This window comes from Kribbella sp. VKM Ac-2571 (assembly GCF_004362255.1).
GTDB classification, from domain to species: Bacteria; Actinomycetota; Actinomycetes; order Propionibacteriales; family Kribbellaceae; genus Kribbella; species Kribbella pratensis.
Map to the genome: position 1 here is coordinate 159,857 of NZ_SNWS01000011.1, position 11,977 is coordinate 171,833.

At 67.5% G+C, this 11,977-nt stretch carries 10 protein-coding genes; 3 read left to right on the forward strand and 7 right to left on the reverse strand.

Annotation, left to right across the window (positions count from 1 at the left end; genetic code table 11):
* Positions 1-3: 3 nt before the first annotated feature.
* Positions 4-828, reverse strand: a complete 825-nt coding sequence (locus EV651_RS24305) for an SAM-dependent methyltransferase (RefSeq protein ID WP_133787550.1) — start codon at positions 826-828, stop codon at positions 4-6.
* A 525-nt stretch (positions 829-1,353) separates the two neighbouring features.
* On the opposite strand from EV651_RS24305, the gene EV651_RS24310 reads away from it, so the two are divergent.
* Together EV651_RS24310 and EV651_RS43115 are read left to right on the forward strand one after the other, a co-directional pair.
* Positions 1,354-1,998, forward strand: a complete 645-nt coding sequence (locus EV651_RS24310; RefSeq protein ID WP_133787551.1) for a helix-turn-helix transcriptional regulator — start codon at positions 1,354-1,356, stop codon at positions 1,996-1,998.
* Positions 1,995-2,609: a hypothetical protein gene (locus EV651_RS43115; protein ID WP_202870490.1), complete on the forward strand. Its 615-nt coding sequence runs from the start codon at positions 1,995-1,997 to the stop codon at positions 2,607-2,609. Before EV651_RS24310 ends, EV651_RS43115 begins: the two co-directional genes overlap by 4 nt.
* Before the next feature lie 376 nt (positions 2,610-2,985).
* Here the strand turns inward: EV651_RS43115 and EV651_RS24320 are convergent, their stop codons facing one another.
* The 4 genes from EV651_RS24320 to glgX all read right to left on the reverse strand — a co-directional run bounded on the left by EV651_RS24320 (position 2,986) and on the right by glgX (position 9,576).
* Complete coding sequence (locus EV651_RS24320; protein ID WP_133787552.1) at positions 2,986-3,174, reverse strand: hypothetical protein; 189 nt, start codon at positions 3,172-3,174, stop codon at positions 2,986-2,988.
* 158 nt (positions 3,175-3,332) lie between these two features.
* A complete protein-coding gene (gene treZ / locus EV651_RS24325; RefSeq protein WP_133787553.1) occupies positions 3,333-5,060 on the reverse strand; it encodes a malto-oligosyltrehalose trehalohydrolase in 1,728 nt (575 codons plus the stop codon).
* Between the two features lie 5 nt (positions 5,061-5,065).
* A complete protein-coding gene (gene treY, locus EV651_RS24330) occupies positions 5,066-7,462 on the reverse strand; it encodes a malto-oligosyltrehalose synthase (RefSeq protein ID WP_133787554.1) in 2,397 nt (798 codons plus the stop codon).
* Entirely contained in the window at positions 7,459-9,576 is a 2,118-nt protein-coding gene (glgX, locus tag EV651_RS24335) for a glycogen debranching protein GlgX (protein ID WP_133787555.1), read from the reverse strand. The genes treY and glgX overlap by 4 nt, the downstream gene beginning before the upstream one ends.
* Before the next feature lie 127 nt (positions 9,577-9,703).
* Between glgX and EV651_RS24340 the strand changes: the two genes are divergently transcribed.
* Positions 9,704-10,195 (forward strand): hypothetical protein, encoded by a 492-nt coding sequence (locus EV651_RS24340; protein ID WP_133787556.1) that lies wholly within the window; start codon positions 9,704-9,706, stop codon positions 10,193-10,195.
* A 134-nt stretch (positions 10,196-10,329) separates the two neighbouring features.
* Here EV651_RS24340 and EV651_RS24345 read toward each other — a convergent pair whose 3' ends face one another.
* Complete coding sequence (locus tag EV651_RS24345; protein WP_133787557.1) at positions 10,330-11,229, reverse strand: hypothetical protein; 900 nt, start codon at positions 11,227-11,229, stop codon at positions 10,330-10,332.
* A gap of 66 nt (positions 11,230-11,295) precedes the next feature.
* Positions 11,296-11,751, reverse strand: coding sequence for a hypothetical protein (locus EV651_RS24350; protein ID WP_133787558.1), 456 nt, complete (start codon positions 11,749-11,751; stop codon positions 11,296-11,298).
* Positions 11,752-11,977 lie beyond the last annotated feature (226 nt).

Sequence of the window (11,977 nt, forward strand, 5' to 3'; positions counted from 1 at the left end):
GAACTAGTCCTTGACGGCGAGTACCGCGGCGATGAGGCGTTGGTAGTCGGTGAGGTCTTCGGGGGCGTCTTCGTTGCGCCATTCGGAGGCGGGGACGATGCCGGGCTCCAGGACGGTGAAGCCTTCGCCGAGGAGGGCGAGGATCTGGGCGTCGGTGCGCCAGCGGCCGCGGCCCAGGGAGCCTTGGAGGACCTGTTCGAGTTCCTGGCTGCGGGGGTCGTTCTCGCTGCGGAAGTGGCTGATGAAGACGTGGCTGCCGGCGGTGATCCGGTCCTTCCAGAAGCGGACGATGCTCGCCGGGTCCTCGTCGTCGTTCACGTGGTGCAGGGTGGCGCTGAAGATCACGGCGACCGGTAGGCCGAAGTCGATCAGCCGCACGGTGTCCGGGTGCTCGACGATCGCCTTCGGCTCCCGCAGGTCGGCCTGGATGACCGTGGTGTTGTCGTTCTCGGCGAGCAGCGCGCGGCCGTGCGCAAGCACGATCGGGTCATTGTCGACGTACACGACCTTCGCGTCCGGCGCGTACCGCTGGGCGACCTGGTGGACGTTGTCCGCGGTCGGCAGGCCGCTGCCCAGGTCGATGAACTGCCGGACCGGCGTGTTCGCGACGATCTCGCGGACCGCGCGGATCAGCGCGCCGCGGTTGTCGTACGCGATCACCCGGGAACCGGGCAGTTCGTTGATGAACCGGTCACCGAACGCGCGGTCGACCGCGAAGTTGTCCTTGCCGCCGAGCAGGTAGTCGTACGTCCGCGCGATACTCGGCTTCGTCATGTCGAAACCCGGGAACGGCGACTCCTCCGTCACCGGCTCGTCTGCATCGGACATCGCGCGGATCCTTCCTTGTCGAGACAGATGTCACTCTATGCGACGCGCGTACTACCTCGCTCCCGGCCCCGGCCGCTCCTGTCCTGCAACACCTCGCCGGGCGTCGTGAACGCTGGCCACGGTCGCCGCGAACGGCGGGCCCCGCGCGGTCGTTGCGTCCATGCCATGTCTTCCGTCTGTACACCGAACCGCACTGAGCGACGCTACTGATCCCCCGGTCCAGCCACCATGCACAACCGGTCAGCCCCCGACGCAACGGGCGCTACCTCGCGTGTCATCGAAATGTCATCGTCTCCGCGGATCGTATGTGTCATGAACGGTCACACAGCGCACACACCAGACCGGTTGAGCTTCCGGGTCGGCGCGGCAACCACCGCGTCGGACCGTACTGATCCTGACCTCGGTCGCCGCGGTGTCGCTGGTCCTGACCACACTGGCCCGCTCTTTCGGGGTCGAGTCCGAACGCCTCGACGGGCGGCACGCCGCCGGCGTCGCCGCCACGCTACCTCTGGGGGTCCCTCTCTCATGACCGTAACAATGCTCAACCCGCCGCCCACCGGATATCAGCAGATCCCTGCCCACGGCGGGCTCGCCGAATTGCTCGCGTCCGCGGAGGACGAGGTGATCACCATGAGCAGCCTGGCCGGTCCGACGTTCGGGCCGCGCGAGGTCAAGCACGGCGTGCGCTACCGGGCGATCTTCCCCGACCACGCGCGGACCACGCCGACTGTCGGCCGGCACCTCGGTGCGTTGTCGCTCGCCGGTGTCGCCGTACGGACGATCCCGCAGGTACCGATGAACGCGATCGTGATCGACCGTTCGGTCGCCGTGCTCCCCGCCGACACCACCAATGGCAGCATCGCCGTACTGCGGCTGACCAGCGTGGTGGTGACCGCGCTGGAGCTGTTCGAGCGGATCTGGCCGGACGCCGTACCGCTGGCCGACCGGGATCTGCCCGACGAGGCCGACCTGTCGCTGCGCGAGCAGGAGATGTTGCGCCTGCTGGCCCTCGGCGCGACCGATGAGGTGGCCGCGGCGCACCTGAACATCTCGGTCCGGACGGTACGACGGATGGTCGCGCAGATCATGAACCGCCTCGGCGCCCGCAGCCGCTTCCAGGCCGGAGTCAAAGCCGCCGACCGCGGCTGGCTCCTCGAGCGCGCCTCATGAGGATCCTGTCCGTCGCGGCGGATCGGCCCGGGGCGTATCAGACCGTTGGCTCCGCGCTGCTCGATGCGCCGGACGGGGCCACGGTTGCGATCGCCGGCGGGACGTATGCCGTGCACGACACCCGCGGCTCGGCGATCACGTTCGCGCCGGGCTGCGGTGGAGCGGTCGAGGGGCTGCGGGCGACGAACACCGCGGAGCCTGCGCTGGCGATCGCGGCGGGCAGCACGGTCGAGGTGATCGAGGAGAGTACGGCGACGGCCGAGAACGGCCCGGTGGACGATCTGCTCGGCGAACTGGACATGATGGTCGGGCTGCCCGGCGTGAAGGCCGAGGTACGGGCGCTGGTCGACGAGATCCAGGTCAACGAGTGGCGAAGCTCCGCCGGGCTGGCGATCGGCGCGGTCAGCCACCACCTGATCTTCGCCGGTGCGCCGGGGACCGGGAAAACCACCGTGGCGCGGCTGAACGGGAAGCTGCTGAAGGCACTCGGCGTACTGCCGGACGGCGGGTTCAAGGCCCAGTCCCAACGCCTGCGCACCCTCGGCCGCCGCCCGTCCACGGACGAACTCCGCTCGCTCCTGGCCGCCGACGTCATCACCGCCGCCGGCTGAACAGGGCACTCCGGGGTCGTGCGACAGGCAATGGTGGGTCGGCACCTGGTATTGCCTGTCCCCGGTCACCGGGGCCTGTCCACACTCCCGACCGTCGCCCCGGCTCTTATGACGGCGCGCCTCGGACCGCGGTTGTGCAGAACGCGTACGAGGTGAAGAGCCGGCGCGGCCGAGTCGTGGCGTTTGGTTGGCCCCGGGAACCGCGAGTCGTGGATCGAGGCTGCGTTTGACCGCCGAAATCCACGACTCGAGGAACGAGCGTTCGGTTGGCTGAGCAACGTCGTTGGGCATGGCCGGGCGGCCGTCGTGGTTTCGGTCGACGGCCGCTGGGCTCGAACGGTGACCTGGTCTGGCGGGCCCTGCCACCGGGGTTGGGTCAGTTGAGCGTGTGATTCGGCACGTCGTGATCGCGACGGCGCTCGGGGAGAGTTTCGTGCACCGCGTGGTCCGGGGTGCGCGGGGCCGGGCACACGGGACCGCGGCGAATCGGGCCGCCCCCCAGCTTCCGGCTCTTCCACTGCTTCTCTTCGTAATCGTAGTAGGTGTCGACTCCTCCGACTGTCATTCGGTCCTCCCGTCAAACCCCCCGTCCCCTGCTGGCTCATCTACAGTCCGTCAGGAGAGCCCTGGCAGCAAGTGATTCCGGAAATCACCACGGATCAACACGCTCGAACGCCGCGTTGTGTTGGTTTGACCCACAAACGTGCTCTTGTCGAGAAAATCTCAGACGGCGAGGATCGCGACGCCGTGAGGGGGTAACAAGACCCCGGCGGCGGTCAGCTCTGCCCCGGCGAACGACATCACCAGGTACTCCGGGACCGCGTTGACCGGCACCACCGCCTCGGACGCGGTCAGGTTCGCCACCACCCGCAGGCTGCCGCGGGTCACCACCAGCCAGGCCCCCGCCGGGTCGAACGCGATCCTGACGGACTCGAGCCGGTCGTCGCGCAGCTCCGGCATCCGGGCCCGGAAGGTCAGCAGGTGCCGGTACCAGGTGAGGACGTCGCGATGCGGCGCCTCGTCCGGCTCGGACCAGTCGAGCACCGAGCTCCGCCACGTCTGCGGATCCTGCGGGTCCGGGATCTCGTCCGCGTCCCAGCCGAACTCCGCGAACTCGCGCCGCCGTCCGGTCCGCACCGCGTCGGCCAGCGCGGGCTCGGTGAAATCGGTGAAGAACCGCCAGGGCGTCGAGGCGCCCCATTCCTCACCCATGAACAGCATCGGCGTGTACGGCGAGGTCAGCACCAGCGCGGCGCCGATCGCGAGCTGTCCGGGCGTCAGCGCCGGACGGTCGCCGAGCGCCCGGTTGCCGACCTGGTCGTGGTTCGACGTGTAGACGAGGAACTCGCCGCCGCGGTGTTTGCGCGGATCGACCGGCCGGCCCCAGTCCTTGCCGCGGAACGTCGAGTACTCCCCGTCGTGCAGAAAGACCCGCGTCAGCGTCTTCGCGAACACCGCCGGATCGCCGAAGTCCACGTAGTACCCGAACCGCTCGCCGGTCAGCAGGGCGTGCAGCGCGTGGTGGAAGTCGTCGCTCCACTGCGCGGTCATCCCCATCCCGCCCTGGGCTACTGGCTCGACCGTGCGCGGGTCGTTGAGGTCGGATTCGGCCACCAGCTCCAGCGGCCGTCCCAGCTCCTCGGACAACGCTGCGGTCTCTGTCGACAGCTGTTGGAGGAGGTGGGTCGGGCTGTCGTCGACCAGCGCATGTACGGCGTCCAGCCGCAGTACGTCGATGTGGAAGTCGCGGAACCAGCGCAGTGCGTTGTCACAGATCCACCGGCGTACCTCGGCACTGCCCGTGTCGTCGAGGTTGACCGCAGGCCCCCACGGCGTGGAGTGGCGAGTGGTGAAGTAGGGACCGAAGCTGTCCAGGTAGTTCCCACTCGGGCCGAGGTGGTTGTAGACGACGTCGAGACACACGGCCAGTCCGGCGTCGTGACACCGGTCGACGAACCGCTGCAGTGCTTCCGGGCCGCCGTACGGCTCGTGCACGGCGTACAGGTCCACACCGTCGTACCCCCAGCCGTGTACGCCGGGGAACGCGGCTATCGGTAGCAGCGAGACCACCTCTACGCCGAGCACAGCCAGGTAGTCCAGGTGCTCGGCCGCGGCCTCCAGCGTGCCTTCCAAGGTGAACGTGCCCAGGTGAAGCTCGTAGAAGACAGCACCGCGTACGTCGCGACCTGTCCAGCTGTCGTCGGTCCACTCGAAGCGGGTCGCGTCGAAGACCCGGCTGAACCCGTGGACCCCGTCCGGCTGCCACGGACTGCGTGGATCGGGTAGCGGGTCGCTGCCGTCGACGGAGTACGCGTAGTCGGTGCCGTGGTGTGCCTCGACCACCTGTCGTTCCCACCAGCCATGGTCGACGGAGCGCATCGGCAGCACACCGTCCCCAAGGACCAGGTCGACGTTGGTCGCCTCGGGTGCCCAGACTCGGAAGGTGTGCACGCCTGTCAGCTCCTGACCAGCAAGGCGACGGGGAGGTCGGTCAGCAGGTCGACGATCCGGGCAGCGCCGCTACCTACGTCACGGCCGGTCAGCACGTTCTTCCATTGGCCACTCGGCAACACCACCGTGCTCTCACCCCAGCCGCCCAGACGCTGCAACGCAGCCGGCAGCCGGGTCGCAACGGTGATCACCGCGTCTCCCCGGGCGAACGCAACCGCATGTCCGTTTGATGTCGGGAGCGGCGTGTAGCTACCGGCAAAGGCTTCCTGGTACTGCCGGCGCAGGCGCAGCGCCCGCGATGTGACGAGCAGCTTCTCGTCGGACAGGTCCTCCGGCTTGCCGCCGTCGTCCAGTCGCTGCAGCCGACCGATGCGCTGCTCGTAGTCCACGGGACGACGGTTGTCGGGGTCCACGAGGGACAGGTCGACCAGCTCGGTGCCCTGATACACGTCCGGTACGCCGGGCATCGTCAGCTGCACCAGCTTCTGTCCGAGCGTGGCTGCGCGCACGTAGTCGGTCTGCTCGTCAGCAAAGCGACGTACCGCGTCGAGCACAGTGTCGTCGTGGAGGACTGCGCTTGCGAAGGCTACGACGGTCTGCTCGTACTCGCCGTCCGGGGAGGTCCAGCTGGTGTGCCTCTTGGCTTCGCGGATCGCCTTGAGGAGGTAGGCCTGTAGGCGGTCCTCAGCGAGCGGTCCGTCGTGCCAGGTGCCGAAGAGCGTCTGCCAGAACAGGTACTCCGTGCTGCCGTCCAGCAGCGGGCTCCGGTGGTCTTCCGCGAGTCTGCGCCATTCACGCACCGCCTCCGCCCAGGCGGCCGGCTGCTCGGACAGTACGCCGAGACGCGCGCGGACGTCCTCGGAGCGTTTGGTGTCGTGAGTGGACAGCGTGGTCATCGTCTTGGGCCAGTGCTGATTCAGCTGTGCGGCGTACGCGTGGAACTCCTCCGGCGTGACACCGAAATGCTCCGGGTCCCCACCGACCTCGTTGAGCGACGTGAGCCGCAGCCATCGATAGAACGCGGTGTCCTCGACGCCTTTGGCCATCACCGGACCACAGGTCTGCTGGAAGCGCACGATCAGCTCGGCCCGCGCGTCCTCGTCGATCGCGTTCGTCTCACGTCCCAGCAAGAGGTGCAGTACTACGTCCAGCGTCTCCTGCCGGTCCTCGTCGAGTTTGGCCCGCGCCTTCTCCGCCGCACGCTCCATCGCAGCAACCGCAGCAGCAGGCGCTTCTTCACCCGGTACGACGTACGCGCGGTAGACATCGAACTGGACCAGCAGCTCGGCCACGACCTCATGGAACGCCCGCCTGGTGTGGTCACGCAGTCGTACGTCGTCTTGGCAGATGCGGGCCAGCAACTCGACCAGTCGATGCACCTCGGCGTACTGCCCATGTTGGACGATCTCGCGCTTCGCCTCCTCCACCACAGGCCCGAAATCGGCCGGTGCGCCGGTGAGCTCCGAGTGGAGTGCTGCGAGCGGTGCAGCACCGGCCGGGTCCACGAACAGGCCGCCGACGCGCAGCAGGGCGTCGTACCCGGTGGTGCCGGCGCAGGGCCAGTCGCGTGGGAGCTGCTCGTCGCCTTCCAGGATCTTCTCCACCACGACCCAGGCGCCGCCGGTGCGCTCGGCCAGCCGACGCAGGTAGCCGCGTGGGTCCGCCAGGCCGTCGGGGTGGTCGATCCGGAAGCCGTTGAGCTTGCCCTCGTGCAACAGCGCGAGCAGGAGCTGATGCGTCGCGTCGAAAACCTCCTGCGTCTCCTGACGTACTGCGGCGAGCGTGTCGACGTCGAAGAACCGCCTGTAGTTCAGCTCCTCGTCAGCGACCCGCCAGTGTGCGAGGCGGTACCACTGCTCGGTGACGAGCTCCTGGATCGGCAGGTGCTCGGTCCCCGGCCGCAGCGGGTACTCGTGCTCGTAGTACCGCAGTATGTCGCCGTCGACCGACAGCTCTCCGTCCGCCAGCACCTTGCCGATCCGCTGCCCCAGCACCGCCATCAGCAACGGCTGGTTCCCCGCACCCCAGTCGACGTCGAACCAGTCCGCGTACTGCGAACCGGGCCCGAGCCGCAGCACCGACCACAGCGCCTTGTTCAAGCTCTCCGGCGTCGGCACGGCGACGTGGTTCGGTACGACGTCCGCGATGGCGCCCATGCGGTGCTCGGTGAGCCGCGCGGACAGGCGGTCGAACGCGGGGCGGCCGCCCATCGGCTCGGACAGCCGGCTGTGGTCCACCACGTCGTACCCGTGGGTGGAACCGGGTGCGGCCTGGAGGATCGGGGAAAGGTACGCATGGGAGATCCCGAGGCCGGCCAGGTACGGGACCACCGCGGCCGCGGCGTCGAAGCCGAACTCGGCGCGGAGCTGGAACCGGTAGGTGGCCTGCGGGACCCCCGTCATCCGGCGGCCTGCCTCGCGCGGGTCAGGACCAGCGTGCTGTGGGCCTCCAGCTGGACCGTGGTCCCGGCGGCGTGTGGCTCGTCGGACCCGGCGCCGGTGGCACTCGTCGTGTCGACGACGACCGTCCAGTTCTCGCCGTACTCCTCGGGCGGGAGGAGGAAGTCGACCGGTTCGTAGTTGCTGTTCAGCAGGATCAGGAACGAGTCGTCGACCACGGGCTCGCCGCGGAGGTCCGGCTCGGAGATCGCGTCGCCGTTCAGGAAGACCGCGATCGCCCGGGCGTCGTTCTGCTGCCAGTCGCCGTTCTGCATCTCGGCGCCCTTCGGCGCGAACCAGACCAGGTCACCGAGTCCGTCGATCCCGGTGTCGCCGTGGAAGAAGCGGCGACGGCGCAGCACCGGGTGGTTGTTGCGGAGGCGGACCACGGCCCGGGTGAACTCGAGCAGGTGCTTCTGCGGCTCGCCGAGCTCCCAGTCCACCCAGGCGATCTCGTTGTCCTGGCAGTAGACGTTGTTGTTGCCGCTCTGCGTCCGGCCGAGCTCGTCGCCGTGCGCGATCATCGGCACGCCCTGCGAGATCAGCAGGGTGGTGAGGAAGTTGCGCTGCTGCCTCGCGCGCAGTCGCAGTACCTCGGGGTCGTCCGTCGCACCCTCGACACCGCAGTTCCAGGAGCGGTTGTGGCTCTCGCCGTCCTTGCCGCCCTCACCGTTCGCCGCGTTGTGCTTCTCGTTGTAGGACACGAGGTCGCGCAGCGTGAAGCCGTCGTGGGCGGTGACGAAGTTGATACTGGCCAGCGGCCGGCGGCTGTCGTCCTGGTACAGGTCCGACGAGCCGGTCAGCCGGGAGGCGAACTCGGCCAAGGTGTACTGCTCGCCCCGCCAGAAGTCGCGCACGGTGTCGCGGTACTTACCGTTCCACTCCGTCCACAGCGGCGGGAAGTTGCCCACCTGGTAGCCGCCGTCGCCTACGTCCCACGGCTCGGCGATCAGCTTCACCTGGCTCACCACCGGGTCCTGCTGGACCAGGTCGAAGAACGCCGACAGCCGGTCGACCTCGTGGAACTGGCGGGCCAGCGTGGCCGCGAGGTCGAAGCGGAAGCCGTCGACGTGCATCTCGGTGACCCAGTAGCGCAGCGAGTCCATGATCAGCTGCAGCACGTGTGGGTGCCGCATCAGCAGGCTGTTGCCGGTACCCGTGGTGTCGTAGTAGTGCGTCTTGTCCTGATCGACCAGCCGGTAGTACGCCGCGTTGTCGATGCCCTTGAACGACAGCGTCGGACCGAACTCGTTCCCCTCGGCGGTGTGGTTGTAGACCACGTCGAGGATCACCTCGATGTCCGCCTCGTGCAGCGCCTTCACCATCGCCTTGAACTCGGTCACCTGCTGTCCGCGGGTGCCGGTCGACGAGTAGGCGTTGTGCGGCGCGAAGAAGCCGATCGTGTTGTAGCCCCAGTAGTTCGACAGGCCGAGCTCCTGGAGGTGGCCGTCCTGGGCGAACTGGTGCACCGGCATCAGCTCGATCGCGGACACCCCGAGCTCCTTGAGGTGCTCGATGACGGCCGGGTGGCCGATCCCGGCGTACGTGCCGCGGATGTTCTCCGGCAGGCCCGGATGCGTCTTGGTGAGGCCCTTGACGTGCGCCTCGTAGATCACCGTCTCGTGGTACGCGTGGCCCGGCGGGCGGTCGTTGCCCCAGTCGAAGAACGGGTTGGTCACCACCGAGAGCATGGTGTGCTCACGGTTGTCCATGGTGTTCAGCTCGTCCGGCTCCGCGAACCGGTAGCTGAACAGCGACTCGTCACCGTCGAGCTGCCCGTCGACAGCCTTTGCGTACGGGTCCAGCAGCAGCTTGGACGGGTTGCACCGGTGGCCTTCGGACGGGTTGTACGGGCCGTGCACCCGGAAGCCGTAGCGCTGTCCCGGCTGCACTCCGGGGAGGTAGGCATGCCACACGAACCCGTCCACCTCGGTCAGCTGCACCAGCTGCTCGGTTCCGTCGTCGCCGATCAGTGACAGGTCCACTCGATCGGCAACCTCCGAGAACACCGCGAAGTTCGTCCCGGCGCCGTCGTACGTGGCGCCGAGAGGGTAAGGACGACCAGGCCATTTCTGCACCTGACGACAGTAGCCACCCCAACCCCCAGTCCATGCATGGTGGTCCCATTTTCTCCCGAGAGTTCACCATCGCCCACACAAACCGACCCGCCACAGCGGCGTCCGGTCTCAGTTGTAGGGTGACACGATGGGCTATTGGGGCTATCTCGTCGCCGCCAAGAGCGACTTACCGCTGGACGCGCTGCCGACGTCGTCCACATTCGGAGACGAGTACGTCCGGGTCGAGCCGATTGGCGACGGCTGGCAGCTGGCCTGGGTGGCAGGCACGACCGACAACCCGCTGACCGGCTCTCAGGCCCTCGCCAGGACCACCGGACACCCCGTTCTCGCCGCGCTCATCGTCGACAGCGACTGCGGTCCGGTCGCCGCCGCCGACCCTCAGGGCTCCACTTGGTCGGGCACTCTCGCCAAGTCCAGGGCGATCGACTCCTACCACATGCCTGATGACGGAATCAGCCCATCCGCGGCGGTCGCCTCCTTCCGATCCTGGTCAGAAGCCGCCGCCCTCCCCCTCGACGAATCTCTCGCCATCCAGGCCCTGACCCCCGACGCCACCGATCCCGAGCACCTCTTCGGTCTCCTGCTCCAGGCGACAGCCATCGCCCCCTCCCAGCCTTGAGCCGCCGGTTACCGGCCACCCACCTGAGCGGGCTCCTCATAGACGAGGCGTCGATCTCGAGGTACGAGTAGTTCGTCGTCTTCGTGCACGCCGCCGTCAGTTGCTTGCTGAGGAAGCGGGCAGCCGCCTGGCTCTCAGGTCGGCGTGGAGCGTCCGTTGACCGTCGCGGTTCGAAAGGCTGTCAGCATCGCGGTTCCAAGGTCGGTCGCATCGCGCCAGTCGGGCACGGACAGCGATTCGCCCGGCCACCACTGGACCTGCGGTTCACCCCGGTCGACCTTGTGCACCGGCCAGATCGACAGAGCGTACGAATCCGCCTTCCCCTGCAAGTTCACTGTCAACGACTCTGCATAGAAGCGCACCCAGTCCGCGATGCCGGCATACGAGAGGAACTCGTCCATCTCATGCCGAGGATCGTCGTCCAGTATCCGCGGCAGAACCGCTAGCAGCTCCGCGATCGTTACCCCGACCTGATACGCACCACTGTCAGCGGGCAACCGCCCAAAAGGCCGAGTCAGTGGAACCGACGTCCGATCCCGTCGCTGCCGAGCCGAGTGCAACAATATCTCGTCGCGATACAGGTGGCCGCTCACAATGAGCGGCACCCCCAACAGATCGTCGTACTCCGGGCCGAACCCACCAACCTGCCCCCGCCAGGACGCCCCAACCGCAGCATCCAGGCGGCCCGTCAACAACGGGCCTGCCAACTCCTGCGTCCACCGCGCCCGCCGATCAGTCTTCAGCACCACCGGTTCGACGTGCTCCACGAAGGTGGACCGCAGCATCCGGTCCGGAGCCCCCAAGGCCACCTCAACAGTCTCGAACCACCGCACCAGAAGATCCCTGTCGCCCTCGTCGACCCCACTGACAAAGATCTCATCGACAAACACCTCCGCCACCAGCATGTCCGCTGTCACCGCGACAGGATGATTCCGGCTCCGGACATCCCAGATCGCCGCCAGCCACTCGGGAAAAACCTCTTCGAAATATCCCGGCAACGCCTGGCAACTCAGCGGTTCGCTCGGCACGGACACCCCGCTCCACCCTTGGCCGTAGTGATCAGGGCTCAGGCTCATGACACAGTCGGGCAACCGATGATGTCACACAGCATGCTCCCGGGGTACATCGCTGGGTTCGGTGGCTTGCCGGACATCACCCGACCGGCCTCCCAGATGTACGGGAGGTCGCCGACGACACCCACGACGGCGAGCGTCCGACCAAAGAACTGCCCACCACCACCCCGGTAGACGAGCTTCGGATCCCGCGGATTCGCCGTCGCGGAAGCCCATGTCGCACATTGCGGACGACTGGTCCCGTCGTTTGGCGTTGAAACGGTAGACGTTGTAGGGCTCTTTGCCGGGGTTCTGGGCCTCGGGCTTGTCGACGCCGGTGAAGCGGTCGTCGTCGTTCTTGCCGTACGCCGTGTAGCCGTACGTCGAACGGGTGTCGCCGGCTTGCGACGTGATGGTCTCGACGCTGTGCGGGTTGTAGCCGTAGTACGAGTCCTCGGACGTGCCATCAGCCTTGAACTTCACCTGCGACAGTCGCAATCCCACGACGAATACTGGGAACGACGAGGTGACCTGGCCGTTGAACAACTACGCATCAGTAATGTCACTTGCTGCAATCGGTGTAACGGTTGACACTTGAAGCTCGATCGCGCGCGAGAGAATCCCTTGTCATACAGGCGTTTGAACGTCAAAGGAGTGACGAAAGTCGGCCGGAGCGACTAAGCTCTCGCCCTTGTGAAACCGCATTCCCCCCGGCGTCCGGTCTTCCTCG

Bases quoted from the DNA above. Each gene is read 5' to 3' on its own strand.
- EV651_RS43115 (WP_202870490.1), top strand. From the start codon at position 1,995: ATGAGGATCCTGTCCGTCGCGGCGGATCGGCCCGGGGCGTATCAGACC.
- EV651_RS24305 (WP_133787550.1), bottom strand. From the start codon at position 828: ATGTCCGATGCAGACGAGCCGGTGACGGAGGAGTCGCCGTTCCCGGGT.
- EV651_RS24340 (WP_133787556.1), top strand. From the start codon at position 9,704: ATGGGCTATTGGGGCTATCTCGTCGCCGCCAAGAGCGACTTACCGCTG.
- EV651_RS24310 (WP_133787551.1), top strand. From the start codon at position 1,354: ATGACCGTAACAATGCTCAACCCGCCGCCCACCGGATATCAGCAGATC.
- EV651_RS24320 (WP_133787552.1), bottom strand. From the start codon at position 3,174: ATGACAGTCGGAGGAGTCGACACCTACTACGATTACGAAGAGAAGCAG.
- treY (WP_133787554.1), bottom strand. From the start codon at position 7,462: ATGACGGGGGTCCCGCAGGCCACCTACCGGTTCCAGCTCCGCGCCGAG.